The organism is Methylomonas sp., assembly GCF_023228165.1.
Taxonomy (GTDB): domain Bacteria; phylum Pseudomonadota; class Gammaproteobacteria; order Methylococcales; family Methylomonadaceae; genus Methylomonas.
Map to the genome: position 1 here is coordinate 1 of NZ_JALOBS010000015.1, position 15,875 is coordinate 15,875.

12 protein-coding genes are annotated in these 15,875 nt (G+C 48.8%); 6 read left to right on the plus strand and 6 right to left on the minus strand.

Features of this window, described 5'->3' with window-relative positions; genetic code table 11:
* Together sucD and sucC are read right to left on the minus strand one after the other, a co-directional pair.
* A partial coding sequence (sucD, locus tag M0R33_RS12600) for a succinate--CoA ligase subunit alpha (protein ID WP_292569468.1) occupies window positions 1–667 on the minus strand: 667 nt, incomplete at its 3' end.
* Window positions 667–1,833, minus strand: coding sequence for an ADP-forming succinate--CoA ligase subunit beta (sucC, locus tag M0R33_RS12605; protein ID WP_292569471.1), 1,167 nt, complete (start codon window positions 1,831–1,833; stop codon window positions 667–669). The genes sucC and sucD, both read right to left, overlap by 1 nt.
* A gap of 87 nt (window positions 1,834–1,920) precedes the next feature.
* On the opposite strand from sucC, the gene M0R33_RS12610 reads away from it, so the two are divergent.
* Together M0R33_RS12610 and M0R33_RS12615 are read left to right on the plus strand one after the other, a co-directional pair.
* Complete coding sequence (locus M0R33_RS12610) at window positions 1,921–3,546, plus strand: ATP-binding protein (protein ID WP_292569474.1); 1,626 nt, start codon at window positions 1,921–1,923, stop codon at window positions 3,544–3,546.
* Complete coding sequence (locus M0R33_RS12615) at window positions 3,546–4,892, plus strand: sigma-54 dependent transcriptional regulator (protein WP_292569477.1); 1,347 nt, start codon at window positions 3,546–3,548, stop codon at window positions 4,890–4,892. The genes M0R33_RS12610 and M0R33_RS12615 overlap by 1 nt, the downstream gene beginning before the upstream one ends.
* An 80-nt stretch (window positions 4,893–4,972) precedes the next feature.
* On the opposite strand, the gene M0R33_RS12620 is transcribed toward M0R33_RS12615, so the two are convergent.
* On the minus strand, window positions 4,973–5,461 hold the full coding sequence (locus tag M0R33_RS12620; protein WP_292569480.1) for a hypothetical protein: 489 nt from the start codon (window positions 5,459–5,461) through the stop codon (window positions 4,973–4,975).
* Window positions 5,462–5,621: 160 nt separating this feature from the next.
* Entirely contained in the window at window positions 5,622–7,481 is a 1,860-nt protein-coding gene (locus tag M0R33_RS12625; RefSeq protein WP_292569483.1) for an EAL domain-containing protein, read from the minus strand.
* 187 nt (window positions 7,482–7,668) lie between these two features.
* Between M0R33_RS12625 and M0R33_RS12630 the strand changes: the two genes are divergently transcribed.
* The 3 genes from M0R33_RS12630 (at window position 7,669) to M0R33_RS12640 (ending at window position 11,992) form a co-directional block, all read left to right on the plus strand.
* The gene (locus M0R33_RS12630; protein ID WP_292569486.1) at window positions 7,669–8,514 is read left to right on the plus strand and encodes an HDOD domain-containing protein; all 846 of its coding nucleotides are present in this window, start codon (window positions 7,669–7,671) and stop codon (window positions 8,512–8,514) included.
* A gap of 346 nt (window positions 8,515–8,860) precedes the next feature.
* Window positions 8,861–10,342, plus strand: a complete 1,482-nt coding sequence (locus tag M0R33_RS12635) for a porin (RefSeq protein ID WP_292569489.1) — start codon at window positions 8,861–8,863, stop codon at window positions 10,340–10,342.
* 120 nt (window positions 10,343–10,462) lie between these two features.
* Complete coding sequence (locus M0R33_RS12640) at window positions 10,463–11,992, plus strand: hypothetical protein (RefSeq protein ID WP_292569492.1); 1,530 nt, start codon at window positions 10,463–10,465, stop codon at window positions 11,990–11,992.
* Here the strand turns inward: M0R33_RS12640 and M0R33_RS12645 are convergent.
* Window positions 11,976–13,280 carry an oligosaccharide flippase family protein gene (locus M0R33_RS12645; protein ID WP_292569495.1) on the minus strand — a complete coding sequence of 435 codons (1,305 nt, stop codon included), beginning with the start codon at window positions 13,278–13,280 and terminating at the stop codon, window positions 11,976–11,978. The two genes, M0R33_RS12640 and M0R33_RS12645, sit on opposite strands and share 17 nt — an antisense overlap.
* A gap of 129 nt (window positions 13,281–13,409) precedes the next feature.
* A complete protein-coding gene (locus M0R33_RS12650) occupies window positions 13,410–14,780 on the minus strand; it encodes a lipopolysaccharide biosynthesis protein (protein ID WP_292569498.1) in 1,371 nt (456 codons plus the stop codon).
* Window positions 14,781–15,133: 353 nt separating this feature from the next.
* Here M0R33_RS12650 and aqpZ point away from each other — a divergent pair, with 353 nt between their 5' ends.
* Entirely contained in the window at window positions 15,134–15,829 is a 696-nt protein-coding gene (gene aqpZ / locus M0R33_RS12655; RefSeq protein WP_292569501.1) for an aquaporin Z, read from the plus strand.
* Window positions 15,830–15,875: the final 46 nt, after the last annotated feature.

The window sequence follows — 15,875 nt, forward strand, 5'->3', positions numbered from 1 at the left end:
TGATAAATTCGGCGGCCTGTTCTTCGTCGCTGCCGCCGATTTCGCCGACCATCACCATGCCGCAGGTGTCCGGGTCGTCCTGGAATCGGCTGAGTACGTCAATGAAATTCATGCCGTGAATCGGGTGGCCGCCTATGCCGACACAGGTGCTTTGCCCCAAGCCTTGACGAGTGGTCTGGTGCACGGCTTCGTAAGTCAACGTGCCGGAACGGGAGACGATACCGATTTTGCCGGGGGTATGAATATGGCCGGGCATGATGCCGATTTTGCATTGGCCGGGTGTAATCACGCCGGGGCAGTTGGGGCCGACCAGCAGAGAATTGCTACCCTGCATGGCGGCTTTAACCCGCAGCATTTGCAGCACTGGAATACCTTCGGTGATACAGACGATCAGTTGAATGCCGGCGTCGACGGCTTCCAAGATGGCGTCCGCAGCGAAAAACGGCGGCACGTAAATCATGCTGGCCGTGGCGCCGGTAGCTTGCACGGCTTGTTGCACGGTATCGAATACCGGCAGATCCAGATGCGTTGAGCCGCCACGACCAGGTGTGACACCGCCGACCAGTTGGGTGCCGTAAGCCACGGCCTGTTCGGAATGAAAGGTGCCTTGTTTGCCGGTAAAGCCCTGGCACAATACTTTGGTATTTTGATCGATCAAAATAGACATTAGACGCCCTCCGCCAATTTTACGGCCTGTTCGGCCGCACTGTTTAAATCTTCCGCTGTATGCAAACCTAAACCGGATTGTGCCAGCATGGACAAGCCGAGTTCGACATTGGTGCCTTCCAGTCTAACCACCACCGGTATGGTCAGGTGCATCTCTTCGACGGCCGCCAGTATACCGGCGGCAATCACGTCGCATTTAACGATGCCGCCGAAAATATTCACCAATACCGCCTTGGTGGTGCCGTCCGATAAAATCAATTTAAAAGCCGCCTTGACCTTATCTTTGTTGGTGCCGCCGCCGACGTCCAGAAAATTTGCTGGCGCTCCCCCTTTTAGTTTCACCATGTCCATGGTGGCCATGGCCAGGCCTGCGCCATTGACCATGCAGCCGATGTTGCCGGCTAAAGTGATGTAGTTGAGGTCGAATTGTTTGGCTTCGGCTTCTTTGGCATCTTCCTGGGTGGCGTCACGCAACGCGGCAATCTCGGGATGCAAGGCCACCGCGTTATCGTCGAAATTAATTTTGGCGTCCAGGGCTACCAATTTGCCGTCTTCGGTTTCGATCAGGGGATTGATTTCGATTTGGCTGCAATCTTTGGCCAGGAACAACTCGTAGACGCCTGTCATGATCTGTTGCAATTGGCTTTGTTGTTCTTTGCCCAATCTCAAGGCAGCAGCCACTTGACGGCAGTGATAAGGCTGCAAACCGGAGGCAGGATGGATTTTAACGTGGACGATTTTTTCCGGGGTTTCCGCCGCAACGGCTTCGATATCCATGCCGCCGGCCGCGGAGGCAATGAATATCAGGCGCTCGCTATCGCGGTCGAGTAACAGGCTAAGGTAAAACTCGTTTTTAATGGCGGACGCTTCTTCTACCCAAACGCAATTGACCGGCAGACCGTTAGCGTCGGTTTGATGGGTAACCAATTGGCTGCCGAGCATGGTATTGGCGAAGTCCGCGACTTCTTGTTCGCTACGGGCCACCTTTACGCCACCGGCTTTACCGCGCGCGCCGGCATGAATTTGGGCTTTGACGACCCAGGCCGAACCGGACAATGTTCGCATGACCCGCCGGGCCTGTTCAGCCGAATCGGCCACGCCGCCTGACGGTGCCGGAATCGCGAAATCGCGAAACAACTGTTTGGCCTGATATTCATGAATGTTCATCTTTTGGCTCCACTGTAATGGCTTTGTAATCGATTAAACAGAGTTTGCTATTATCCTGCTTTTAGCCCACTCGAAAAAACTTGTCCGATGCCGCCCAATCAAGTCGACACTATCTATCCCTGTCCTTTTTCGAAAGGATACGGTATTCCCGCCCGGCAAGCCTGGTTGTTGCTGAAGATATTTTTCATCTATCGCTTTATCAGCGCCAGTTTGTTTGTGATGTTGTTTTTCTTCCGCTTCGGTCCGATGGGGTTGGGGGCGCATGATGCGCAATTGTATCAGTTCACCAGTCTGGGTTATCTAGGGATTTCGTTGTTAAACGCACCGTTTATTTTCAGGCGGCTGGCCAGTTACACGCGGTTGTCTCAGTGGTTTATTTTTACCGATATCGTCTTTATTACCGTATTAATGCATGCCAGCGGCGGCGTAACCAGCGGTGTCGGCGGCTTGTTGGCTATTTCAATCGCGGCCGCCGGGTTGTTGATCGGCGGCCGTTGTGCCTTGCTGTTTGCCGCCTTGGCTAGTTTGGCGGTATTGGCCGAACAAGTCTACGACATGCAAACCCATGCTTTTAATTTAAGTTCGTTAAATTATTCCGGGTTGTTAGGCGTCACTTTTTTTGCCATTGCCTTGATTTCGATGATCCTGGCGCAGCGGGTCGAACAATCGGCCAGTTTGGCGCAGCGGCACGCCCAAACCATTGTACGACTGGAGGAGTTGAACCGGTACATCATTCAACATTTGCAATCGGGCATCATGATTGTGGATGACCAGCAATTCATCGTGTTGAGTAATTATTCAGCCTTGCGTCTGATGGGTATCAGCGAATCGCCCACCCATTTGGCCGATGTGTCCAGCATGTTGCAACATGCTTTTTTATTGTGGAACCAAAGTCCGGAACAGGATTTTGCCATTATCCAATTGGACAATACGGAGGAAATCCAGGTGCGGTTTTCCTCGTTGACAGTCGAAAACGAATGTTTGCATATGCTGCTGTTCGAAGATATCAGTTTGCACAATCAACGTTTACAGCAAAGCAAATTGGCTTCACTGGGTAGATTAACAGCGAGTATCGCTCATGAAATACGCAACCCGCTGAGCGCTATCAGCCACGCCGGCCAGTTGCTGTCGGAGGCGCCCGAGCTGAAGCCGGTGGATTTAAGGCTGACCCGTATCATCCAAACCCATTGTCAGCGCGTCAACAATATCATCGAAGATATCCTGAAACTATCACGGCGTAATCCATCGCAAAAGCAAAAAATCACACTGGATCAATGGTTGCCAGCGTATGTGCAAGAGCAGAATCTCGGACATGCCGAGCATCAGCAGGCTTTTAAATTAACGTTCAAACAGAGCGAACTCAATGCCTATATCGATCCGGGACATTTAAAACAGATTCTGGATAATCTCTGTGCCAATGCGCTGAAATACGGGCAGCCGGAGTTGGGTTCAATTAAAGTGGAAGCCGACATGGAGAATAATCAACCCCGCATTCGGGTAGTCGATAATGGGCCCGGTATTGATCACGAGGGCTTACAACATTTATTCGAGCCGTTTTTTACTACTTCCAGACAAGGGACGGGGCTGGGCCTTTATATCTCAAAAGAGTTGGCCGAACTCAATCAAGCGGAATTAAGCTATGCTAAAAACCGGAATAAATCTTGTTTTAGCTTGTTGCTGGCCAATGCCGATCACGTTGTAATCGAAATCTGATGAATATACCTGTTACTTTAGTCGTTGACGATGAACCCGATATCAGGGAGCTTTTGGATATTACGTTAAACCGCATGAATATCCGCGCCTGCTGTGTTGAAACCATTAAAGAAGCCCGGCAGCTTCTGGACAGCCAGCATTTTGACTTGTGTTTGACCGACATGCGTTTGCCCGACGGCGACGGCTTGAGTTTAGTCGAGTATATTCAGGAATCCGGGTTGCAATTGCCGGTAGCGGTGATTACCGCCCATGGCAGTATGGACATTGCTGTCAGCGCTATGAAAAAAGGTGCTTTCGACTTTTTGAGCAAACCCGTAGATTTAGCCGCTTTGCGACAATTGGTCAGCAACGCGTTACAGGTGTCGCCCGGTAATACGCTTGAAAAAGACCGCCGTACCCGCGATACCTTGTTGGGCGAGTCGGGGGTGATGTGCGAGATACGTTCTAAGATTCAAAAGGTGGCGCGCAATCAGGCGCCGATTTACATCAGCGGCGAATCGGGTTCCGGTAAGGAACTGGTCGCCAAGTTGATCCATCAGCAAGGTCCGCGGGCCGAGAAGTCTTTTGTGGCCATCAACTGTGGGGCTATTCCGCAAGAGCTGATGGAAAGCGAGTTTTTCGGGCATAAAAAAGGCAGTTTCAGCGGCGCCATTGCCGATAAACAAGGTTTGTTTCAGGCTGCTGAAGGCGGCACTCTGTTTCTGGATGAGGTGGCGGACTTGCCGTTGAGTTTACAGGTCAAATTACTGCGGGCCATTCAGGAAAAGAAAATTCGGCCGGTGGGCGAGCAGCATGAAATCCCGGTGGATGTGCGTCTGTTGAGTGCCACCCATAAGGATTTGGCGAAAATGGTACAGGAGGGCAGTTTTAGGCAGGACTTGTATTATCGCATTAATGTTATTGAGTTGAGTTTGCCGCCGCTACGCGCCAGGGTCGCCGATATTGCCCAAATAGCCGAACATTTGTTGGCGCGTTTGGCGAAAGCAAACCAAGTGCCGGTGCCGAAGTTTAGCCAGCAGGCTTTAACTGCCTTACAGCGATATAGTTTTCCTGGTAATGTCAGAGAGCTGGAGAATATCCTGGAACGGGCGCTGGCGTTACATGAGGGCGATAACATTGATGTTGACGACTTAAGCTTACAGGTCAGCCATGACGAGATTGCAACGCAGCAAAGTAATTTCAATGCGGAGCAAATGTCCTTGGAAAATTATTTGGAGGATGTCGAAAAAAAGGCCCTAACCGCTGCTTTGGAAGATAATCGCTGGAATAAAACCGCCGCCGCCAAACAGTTGGGTATGACATTCAGGTCTTTTCGCTATCGATTAAAAAAACTGGGTCTGGAATAAATAATCGGCAGCTCTCAATATGACTTTGGTGCGGGGCGGGCCTTTTGATGCCCTCGCGCCGCACCGCTAATCGAGTTGTGTTATTGATACTTTTTCAAGGCTTTTAATGCTTGTAGGGCGGTCTGTATTTTAGCGGTGGTATCGCTATCAAGTTCGTTGTTTTTGTAGATTTTGTCCAATAAGCCTTCTTCAACCAAGGCTTCTTTAATCCAACGTTTGGCAAATGCATAATTGCCGGGCAGTTTTGCCACTTCACCGGTTTTTGGGTTTTTAACGCTGTCGGCGGCAGGTTTGGCTTTTTTGGCGGGAGCGGCTTTGGCTTTTGCGGCCGGTGCTTTGACCGGTGTTTTACTGACCGGTTTGGCTGTTACGGGGCTAGATGAAGGAGGTGGGGGAGGAGTGTTTTCAACTGGCGGGACGGGGGCTGGCTCTGAACTAACAATGCTTTCAGGGGTAGGGTCTGGCTGGCTGGAGGCTTGCTCCGGGTTATCCTTATTGCCGCCGCTGATAGCCGTATACACAACATAGGCAACAAAAACGGTTGTTGCTATAAAAAGTAGCTCTCCCATAACTCTTCCCCTCGCTTTTTTAATTTTAAGTTGATAAATGGATGTTATTGCGACGAATGACACCTGGCCCGAATATACCAGAGCTAGTCAGAGCGGTAAACACCAATACCCCAAAGGCATAATTCTAGGATATTACCGCGCTCGGCAAAATGCATATTTTTTAAAAAGTATCGTTTTTCCGAAATTCACTATTCGAAACTTGCGGGCTATTGGAATTCAAAATAATGGCCAAGGATACTTGGTGACCATCGAGTAAATTCCGCTCGGGTCTGCCAAAGGCATATCCTTGGCCCAGATTAACTCCAATATCCTTGAGTCTCAGGGCTATATTGGGTGTTTCAACAAATTCCGCAATGGTTTTTTTGCCTAATTTTCCGGCAATTTCGACCATGGATTTTACCAAAATACGATCGGTTTCATTATCTTCCAGATGGCGGATAAACTGGCCGTCGATTTTTACATAATCGACGGGAAAGGTTTTTAAATAATTAAACGAACAGAAACCGGCGCCAAAATCATCCAGGGCAAACTTACATCCCAAATCCCGAATTTTATTGATCATGTCCCGGGTGCGCTCGAAATTATCCACGGCGGCTGTTTCGGTAATCTCAAAGGTCAGGCGGCCGGCATCTACCCAGGTTAATTCCAGTTTCTCGCGTATGGTTTGAAGTAAATCAGGGTATTGAAAGGCGCTGCCGGATAAATTGATGGCCAGGGAAATACGGGACATATACGAGGGCAGGGTGGCCAAAAAGTCGATGGCATTCTCCACCACCCATAAATCGATAGCATGAATTAAACCCATCCGCTCAGCGACAGGTATGAATTGATCAGGGGTAATGGTTTTCCCATCTTCCCCCCGCATCCGAATCAATACTTCGTAATGAGAAATATCGCCGTTGTTTAATTGTACGACCGGTTGAAACATTAAAAAGAAATCGCTTTCCCGTAACGCTTTACGGATGATAGGCACCCAATAAATATCGCGGCGGCGTTCTTTGATGGCAACATCATCCTGATTGTAGGCCTTGACCTTGTCGCGGCCATTGATTTTGGCGAAATTACAAGCCTGGCGGCTGTGCAAAATCATTTCGCCGGGATGTTGGGCCGGGGAGGCATTGTCCAGCGAGGTAATCCCGATCGACACGCTGGCGCTATAACAAATCTCGCCGGTGAAAAACCGGAAATTTTCAACCGTGGTACGGATGGTTTCCGCGATGATATGCGCCTGTTTTTTGGTTTTGTTTTCCAGAAACAGGCAAAACTCATCGGCGCCGATACGTGCGAACAGGCTGCTGGCTGGTACTAGCTTGCGCACCAGAATTGTCAGTTCAACCAGCAGGCGATCGCCGACATCGAATCCTTCCAGTTCGTTGATTAAACTAAATCGATCAACGTCGATGAATAATAAAGCCCCTTCTTTTTTTAGCTTGTTGCTTAGATTCATGATCAAGCGCAGCTGGCGTTCAAACGTATTGCGATTGACTAAGCCGGTTAACTCGTCGTGAGCAGCTAGAAACTTCAGCTTGGCTTCGATGACGCTTTTCGAGGCCAGTTCGTTGATCAGCTGTTCTTCCTGTTGCTGGCGCAAGGTGCGCTCCCGCTTGAGCTGTAACAAAAAGTGAATGGCCAGCATCAATATCCGCGGATCGGCGGGAGAGTCCATTTGGTAAACCAGGCACTTTCCGGTATCCGTTCGGGATTGATTTCCTTCTGGCTTGGTTGCGACACTCATTAAAATCACAAAAGGAATCACCGATCCATCGGTGGCGCAGGACAGGCTTTGGCTCATTTCGAACGATTGGCAATTGGGTAGGTTGTCGTTCAGTATGATCAAACCAATCTTTTCGGGTTGGTCGTGAAACGGCCGAAGGATGTCATAAATTTGCTCGCCACGGTTGGCGTGGCGGATGTCCGAAAATCCGTTTTCCTGTAGCGTTAAAGTAATTTGATTGGCGGATACACTGTCGTGTTCGGCAACAATAATAATTTTTTCTTTGATTGGGTCGCAAACAGTCATATACCGGCCCGGTATTTTTGAGTTATAAATAACAAAATGGTTGGATGAGACTTAAAAGCATTAAGTAATCAAATACTTACATGAACCTTGTAATTCTGATAAAACCAGTTAGGCTTACTTTCTCGCAACCCCCCGTCTGCTCACGTTAAATCCAGTATAGGCGACAATTTAAAATTTGTAATCTTAGATGATAATTTCTACCCAGACTTTGACCATAGCTGATTTATTAAAGGGTGATATCAAACTTGCCTCCCCCCCGATTGTGTATTTGGCCTTGCAAAAAGTCATTGAGAACCCTACCAAAACGGCGAAGGATGCAGCACTTGTAATCGAAAGCGATGCGGCCCTGGCTTTGCGATTGCTCAAGATTGTCAACAGCGCCTTTTACGGCTTTCCCGCCCAGATCAGTGCCATATCCACGGCCATTACCCTTATCGGGGTGCGGGAGTTGCAAAGTTTGGTTCTGGCTACCGTGGTGATCGAGCGTTTTTCCGATTTGCCCGGTCAGTTATTTTCCGTGCATGATTTTTGGGCCAAAAACCTGCGTTGTGCCTTGATTGCCCGGGAGTTGGATCTGCAGATGGGTAAAAACTTCAGCGATACCGCTTTTTTATGCGGTTTGGTGCATGACATCGGTCAATTGGTATTGTATCGGCGTATTCCGATATTGGCACGCGAAGTGGATTTACTAGTGCAATCTCAGTCGGCCGGGGAAGTAGACCAAGCTGGCATTGAACAGCAAGTCATCGGTTTCGATCATTACGCCCTAGGCGCGGAGCTTTGCCGGTTATGGAAGCTGCCGCCAGTGGTGGTCGAATCGATTCGCTTACATCGATATCCGGATCATGTTGGTAGTCATGCCCAAATTGCCACCCTGATTAGGCTTGCCGATCATTTCAGTCGTGTCGACAATCATTACGATGCTTTTGAAGGCAACGGCTTTGAGCTATCGCCCGAGCAAATCAGTCTCGTTATGGATAAAACTCACGATGAGTTTGAAGATATTTTTAAGTTATTTTTCCCTTCCCTGTAAGAAGTCTTGGATTCAAGGCTTGCCTTTAAGAAATCTTTGCTAATTGATTGGCAGAGACGCCTCTGTAAATAAGCAACATTCTATTCACCGTTAAGTTGCCAGTGAAAATACTGGAAACATGGCTGATTCTTAAGCTGTTTTTGTGAGCTGTGGCAAGAACGCAACGGAATGTCGTGTAAATAGTCCGTTGTCATAAAACTGTCATATTACCTGCCTACAATTCGCGCCAACTGAACGGCGTTGGTTTATTTCCCCCAAGACTGATCAAATGCACCGGGTCTTTTCCCCCCCGTGCTTGTCGCTGTTTGTTGTTTTGATTTAATTAAAAAACTTTGGAGATTTGATAATGAAGTTAACTAAACTGGGTCTGGCCATGGCCTCGGTAATGGGTACCGGTCTTGCTACAGAAGCATTGGCTTTGGATTTATATGTCGATACCAAGACTCAGCAAATTTACGCCGAGCCGGGTAATGGCCGGGTAAAATTGGGTTCGTTTGAAAAAGTCGAAGACACGGCCGCGCAAAAAGCTGAAATTCAACAAATCAAAGAAGACTTGGCGCTGAAAAACAACGAATTGAAAGCGTTGGACGAGCACATGAAAGTGGCCGAGGAAGTTAAGGTCAAAATGGGCAGCAAAGGTGTCGAATTCGAATCCGCCGATAAAGACTTCAAATTTAGAATGGGCGGCCGTATTCATGCCGATGCCTCGCATAGCAATGGTGATGACAACCTTATCGATACGAAGGATGGTAATAAGCATGTTGAGGCCAACGATGGCACGGAAATTCGCCGGGCGCGTATCGAAATGATAGGTACCTTTTGGAAAGATTGGGATTTCAAAAGCCAATGGGATTTTGCCGACAATGCGGTTACCACCAAAGACTTGTATATCCAATACTCGGGGATCAAAGATTTTCACATCACCGCGGGTCAACAAAAGCAATTGATGAGCCGCGAGTTATATGAAAGCTCGAATGACTTAATGTTCATGGAACGGTCCCTGATGAACTCCCTGGCGGAATCGACCGTGGACCGTGCGATTGGTTTGAGTGTCGGTACCTTCCGAAAAGATTGGACCGGTGCGGTTGGTGTATATGGTGAAACCGTCACGCCAAGCGGCTCGAAGAATGCTGGTGACGAAGGCTGGGGTATCAGCTCCCGTTGGACCTATGCGCCGCTTAACGAGAAGACGCATGTGGTGCATTTAGGTGTCTCCGGTAACTACCGTGATCCTAACCAGGCTAACGAAGTACCTGCGGAAGGAAAGAAACAAGGACAGCTGGATCTTGCTTCGGAAACCTCCCATATGTCTAATCTTAAGCTAATTAACACCGGCTCCATTACTAACGTGAGCGCACTTAAAATGGTCGGTTTGGAAGCCAACTATTTGAATGGTCCGTTCACCGTCGGTGGCGAGTACATGAAGATGTGGGTCGATCGAGAAAGTGCGACACCTAACGTATCAAACTTGGATTTCAGCGCTTGGTATGCCGAGGCCGCCTATACGCTGACCGGCGAATCGCGTAAGTACAAAAAAGGTAAGTTTTATAAATTATCGCCCAAGCAAAAATTCAGCCCGAAAAACGGTACTTGGGGTGCTTGGGAATTAGCCGGCCGCTACTCCGAGGCGGACTTGAACAGCGGCGATATCACCGGCGGTCAAATGTCCTTGCTGACCGTCGCCTTGAACTGGTATATCAACGACAACATCCGCTTTATGGCCGATTACAACAAAACGCTTGATTTGAGTAATTCGCCGGTTATCACTGTAGGCGGCGGTGATCCAAATGTTGATACCTTTATGTTGCGCGGCCAGTTAGCGTTCTAGGAAATCTGACTTTTCCAGTCAGACTCAAGCCGCGTCGGGGTTATTCCGGCGCGGTTTTTTTGTGGTGAATGTTTTGCGCTATGATGCGAAGCTTTAGCGTGAAATTCTATGAGGGTTCTCTTGAAAAAATATCCGGTTTTACTTGGTAGTTTGCTATTAACCGCTTGTGCCGGTCGGTCTGCGGTTGACTCACCGGTCGCCGATTGGCATTTGAAACCCGAGTGCCTTTATTACTCCGGACATGATAAAGGCACCGAGATTGTTAGCGTACAACAACGCACTTTGCGCGCGGTATTGAGTAATTTTAAAACCGGAGCCGCGGATATTTTGGATTTGAGTCAACCGGAGAAAATCAGCCGCATACAGCGTCTTAGTCTGGAGCTGAAAAAAGGTGAGGAACTCACCTCTGTCGCATTCCATCCGACACTGGATGTATTTGCCGCCGTCGTCGATGCTGGTGAGGAACGAGGACGTTTGGAGATTCGCGAGGCCGGTAATGGTAGGTTATTGGACCATGTACAAGTTGGCTATGGGCCGGATTCGGTGGTGTTTTCGGAGGATGGTTCGGTATTACTGGTGGCCAACGAGGGCGAAGAATTTACTTTCGACAAGGTAGACGGCGAATTTTTTTCCGCAGATGGCAGCATCTCCATTGTACGGTTGGACAGCAAAGGCCGTATTAAAGCCAACGCCAACATCGAAATGGCCGACGTCTCGCATCGGGAAGGTTTTATCGTAGCTGAGAAGGGTCATTATCTGGAACGCGAAGTTGATTGGGACGGAGACGGCAAAATCAGCAAGCAAACCGACTTCGACGGCGACGGCAGCATCGCTAACAAACGCGTCAAATTGGGCCATTTTGAGGGTGCGGATGTGTATGGAAATGAGAAAAAGGGTGAAGCCAAAATCCTGATTCCCATTACCGCGGATTCCAAAACGTTGTTGGAACCTGAATATATCGCCATGTCACCGGATGCCAGGCGTGCCTACGTCACACTGCAGGAAACCAATGAAGTGGCGGAAGTGGATGTGGAAAATGGCAAGGTTTTGGGCTATTTCAATATGGGAATTGCCGAGCATGAAGCCGATCGTAAATCCGACGGTTGGATAGAGTTTAATCAATCGGTAATGGCCTTGCGTGAACCGGATGGTATTGCACTGACGCCGGATGGGCGATACTTTCTTACCGCCGATGAAGGCGATACCGATACCGATGCGCAGGACGATGAGGAGCCATTACAAAGCGGCGGCAGGACCATGAGCGTGTTTGATGCGAAAACCGGCGACTTTATTGCCGACACCGGTAATCAATTGGATGAAATTACCTTTAACCATGGCGTTTACCCCGATCGGCGCAGTAATAAAAAGGGCGCCGAGCCGGAGGGCGTGGTTTCGTTCGAAATGGACGGTCAGCCTTGGGCAGTGGTGGGAATGGAGCGGGCGGATGCGTTGGTATTGATTTCCTTAAGCAACCCAAAACAGCCTAAAGTGGTGGCGCTGGGCAAAATTCCCGGCGAAGAAAGCCGTTCTCCGGAAGGGATTGCGCATTTTGAACGCGGTGGCGAGCATTATATTTTGTCCGCCAACGAGATGAACGGTACGGTAGCCTGTTTTAAAATTGTGCGCGGCGAATTCATTCTAGAGCATTGACGGATAAATAACGGTTCAGATGCCGGTGGGCCAATAGTTTAAGCAGGCTGAATAGGATGATTGTCGGCGCCGCGTAAGCGATGGCAACCCCGGTGGCGCCGTAAAAAGTACCCAAAATAAAACTTAACCCCACCATGCCGGCTGCGCCCAGACTCATCAGGCCAACCACCAGCCGGTTTTTCCCCATGAATTGCAGATAATAGGGCGAGTCCGAAAATAGGGCGTTTATGGTTGCGCCGAACGAGCATATGCATAAAGCTAGATAAGCTTCGGAAAAGTCGGGGCCGAACAATTCTAAAATTTCGATACCGTAAATGCCTATTATGATCAGGTAAAGCAACGTCAACAGGGTTACTAAGCGGATGCGCTTGACCAACAAGTACTTAACTCCTGATGTATCTTGTCGTTCAATCAACACCACCAGCATCGGTAAATAGTAGCGATTGGTTGAAGTGCCAATCAAGGAAATCAAAGAGCAGGTCTGCATGCTGACGGCAAACAGGCCTACTTGAAATTCGGACGGGTAAAGTATTTCCAAGACGATGGTGCCGGCGCTGGTGAGTACGGTCATCATCAAACTACTTAGCATGAGCGGCAAAGCATTGCTAAGCCATTTGCGCCTGTCATGCGAAGTGGGCTTTGCTTGTCTCAAGGGTTTTGGGCTGGCGAAACGCTCGGCGAGATCCAGCATAAGTAAGGTAAAACACCAGGCTAGGCCGAAACATAATACCGCGGAGGTGGCTGAAAGCGCATAGCCCAAACCTTGTACGCTAAAAAGAAACCCCGCAAACACCAATGGCAGAAACAGTCGGTACAAAACCATAGCCACTATTTGGAAGCCATAAACAGTGACGATTTCAATCAAAAACAGGCTGACTGCGACAGCCGGCAGGAAAACGGCATATATGACGATAGCGATATGAAAATCGGCATGTCGCCAGGTTAATATACCTTCCAAACTCAATGATAAGGTGCCCAATAAAATCAAACTGAACACAACGATGATGCGTACCGAAAAGTGCAGGAAGTGACGCAGTCGGCCCCACTTTTTCCGTTCGATGTTAAGCGCCACCATACGCAAGGCATATTTTTCCAAGCCTAAAGTAGCCAGCGTGGACAATAAAGTTACCACCGAAATCGCAACGCTGTAATCGTCGAACTCGCCGATCCTTAAGTGTCTGGCCAGAAAGATGTTGACCCAATACATCAGCGCATAATTGCATAGGCTCAAGCCGAACAATATCAGGCTGCTGCCATGGTTGGGGTGCACGGAAAAGTTGGGGTTCAATGAAACTCCTTGATTTACATATTTTGAGTCAAAATACGGGGTCGGAATTCATGAACAAATTAAGGCGTACGCTGGCGCGACCGGCCTGATTTTCGTCTGCCTTGGTTTGAAGTCAACATGCTTTCTGGATTAACCTGCTATGAATTGCATCATATGCCGTCTGGCTAGCCATTTTAGCGAGCTAAACAAAGTTATGGTCGGTAATGCGTAGGCGATAGCCATGCCGGTTGCGCCGTAAGTGGAGCCCAGACTATAGCCTAAAACCAAGGTGCTGATTGCCGCCAAGGATAATAGTCCGATCACCAGGCGATTGCGGTTCATAAATTGTAAATAGTATAAAGAGTCCGAAAATAAGGTCATAAACGCGCCGCCGACTGAACTGATTAACAAAGTCCAATAACCCTTTGAAAAAGTTGGGCCGAACAACGCGAGTATTTCGAGGCCCCAAATGCTAATCAAACACAGAAATAACATAATCAATCCGCCGATAAATATTGTCCGTTTATTCAGCAGTTCATTTATGCCGGTCAGATCGCGGCGTTCGACTAATACGATCAGCATGGGCAGGTAATAGCGGTTGGTGGATGTGCCCAGCAAGGCCAGAAAACCGCTGCTTTTCATGGCTACAGCATAAATGCCTACCGTGGTGGGAGGGGCGTGACAGGTTGCCAGCAAAATAGTACCGGCCGTCATTAATAACGTCATCATTAAACTGCTGAGTAATAACGGTAGAGAGTTCTTCAGCCACCAGCGTTTACCGTGATAATCGGCTTTTACCTGATTAATGGCTTTGGGACTAGCGACATGTGCCGCCAAAAGCATCATAAATAACGTTAAAACCCATGCAGAACCCAAACAAATCATTACCGCTTCGGCAGTCATTTCCGCTTGGCTGCCATGCAGGACAATAATCAGCAGAAAAAACACTGTCGGCAAAACGAGGCGATACAAAACCAAGGCTAAAATTTGAGCGCCGAAGACAGTAATAGCTTCCGTGAGATACAAGCACAAGGCTATAGCAGGTAAAAATAGGGTATATAGCAAAGTTGCCGTGTGAGATTCGGCATTATGCCAGGCCAACACAATCGTCAAGCCTACGTTGGTGAGGCCCATTAACACAAAACTGAAAAGTAGGATCGTTGCCAAGGAAAACTTCCAGAAACCGAGTAAACGGGGCCAGTTTTCTCGTTCCATATATAACGCTACCAAACGTAAAGCATATTTTTCTAAACCCAGCGTGGCGAATGTTGACAGCAGCGTGACCACGGAAACCGCTACATTGAAATCATCGAACGCGTTAACACTTAAGTGCTGGGCCAAAAATATATTGGCCCAATACATCAGCGTGTAGTTGCACAGGCTTAAGCCAAACAGCATTAGGGAGCTGAAATTGCTGGGATGAACGGAAAAGTTAGGGTTCAATAGTTCTATAAATTCACTGGATGATGAGTGGCTATCTACCCATTTTGGGTAATCGCCCGGACATTGTAACCGCTGCATAAGCCTATGAATGTTACAGCGCATGCAAAACCTGCCGAGTGCTTTAAGCGTGCCCGGTAATTGAAAAACATAACAAGCGTAACTCCTTGCTTATAAAACATAATTGACTTTGGTGGGTTCACGGTTAGACTTGGCCGCTAGGGAGGTAAGTTAGGCTGGGCTAATTACTGTTAGCCCATGTAGCCATAGAGGAAAGCTGCAAACAGCTGTTACACAGATGCCGAATTGCCGGAGTGTTTTAGCGGGTTATATTCCCGCCCGGTGTTTTTCAGCAGGCCTACATAACAAGCGTCCAATATGCTTTTAGCGGAGTTTACGGACGTACAACACAATTAATAGGGCAGGAGAACAACATGAAACAATATGGTGCGGAATTTTTTGGAACATTTTGGTTAGTCTTGGGTGGTTGCGGCAGTGCGGTTTTGGCGGCCGCTTTTCCCGACTTGGGTATTGGTTTTCTGGGTGTGGCCTGTGCATTTGGCTTGACGGTGTTGACCATGGCGTTTGCGATCGGCCATATTTCCGGCTGCCATTTGAATCCGGCGATATCGATTGGCCTATGGGTGGGCGGTCGCTTCCCGGCCAATAAACTGGCACCTTATATTGCCGCGCAAGTATTGGGCGGTATTGTGGCGGGCGGAGTTTTATACCTGATAGCCAGCGGCAAGGCCGGCTTCGATGTGTCGGCCGGATTTGCCAGCAATGGTTATGGCGAACATTCGCCGGGCGGCTACAACATGCTGTCGGCTTTGGTTACCGAAGTGGTGATGACGATGATGTTTTTACTGGTGATTATGGGGGCTACCGATACCCGTGCGCCGCAAGGTTTTGCGCCCATCGCCATCGGTTTGTGTCTGACCTTGATTCATTTGATCAGTATTCCCGTCACCAATACGTCGGTGAATCCTGCTCGTAGCACGGCGGTAGCCATTTATGTCGGCGACTGGGCAATCGTGCAACTTTGGCTGTTTTGGTTGGCGCCGATTGTGGGGGCTGTGATCGGTGCGTTTGTGTATCGCTTTTTAGGCAGTGAGGAAAGCACCGGTTAAGCAATAAGGCTAGAGAGGCAAAATTTTGCCTCTCTAGCCGGGTTTA

Excerpts from the sequence above, each read along its gene's own strand:
- M0R33_RS12610 (WP_292569474.1), top strand. The coding sequence starts at position 1,921 with ATGCCGCCCAATCAAGTCGACACTATCTATCCCTGTCCTTTTTCGAAA.
- M0R33_RS12615 (WP_292569477.1), top strand. The coding sequence starts at position 3,546 with ATGAATATACCTGTTACTTTAGTCGTTGACGATGAACCCGATATCAGG.
- M0R33_RS12630 (WP_292569486.1), top strand. The coding sequence starts at position 7,669 with ATGATAATTTCTACCCAGACTTTGACCATAGCTGATTTATTAAAGGGT.
- M0R33_RS12650 (WP_292569498.1), bottom strand. The coding sequence starts at position 14,780 with ATGCAGCGGTTACAATGTCCGGGCGATTACCCAAAATGGGTAGATAGC.
- aqpZ (WP_292569501.1), top strand. The coding sequence starts at position 15,134 with ATGAAACAATATGGTGCGGAATTTTTTGGAACATTTTGGTTAGTCTTG.
- sucC (WP_292569471.1), bottom strand. The coding sequence starts at position 1,833 with ATGAACATTCATGAATATCAGGCCAAACAGTTGTTTCGCGATTTCGCG.
- M0R33_RS12625 (WP_292569483.1), bottom strand. The coding sequence starts at position 7,481 with ATGACTGTTTGCGACCCAATCAAAGAAAAAATTATTATTGTTGCCGAA.
- M0R33_RS12620 (WP_292569480.1), bottom strand. The coding sequence starts at position 5,461 with ATGGGAGAGCTACTTTTTATAGCAACAACCGTTTTTGTTGCCTATGTT.
- M0R33_RS12635 (WP_292569489.1), top strand. The coding sequence starts at position 8,861 with ATGAAGTTAACTAAACTGGGTCTGGCCATGGCCTCGGTAATGGGTACC.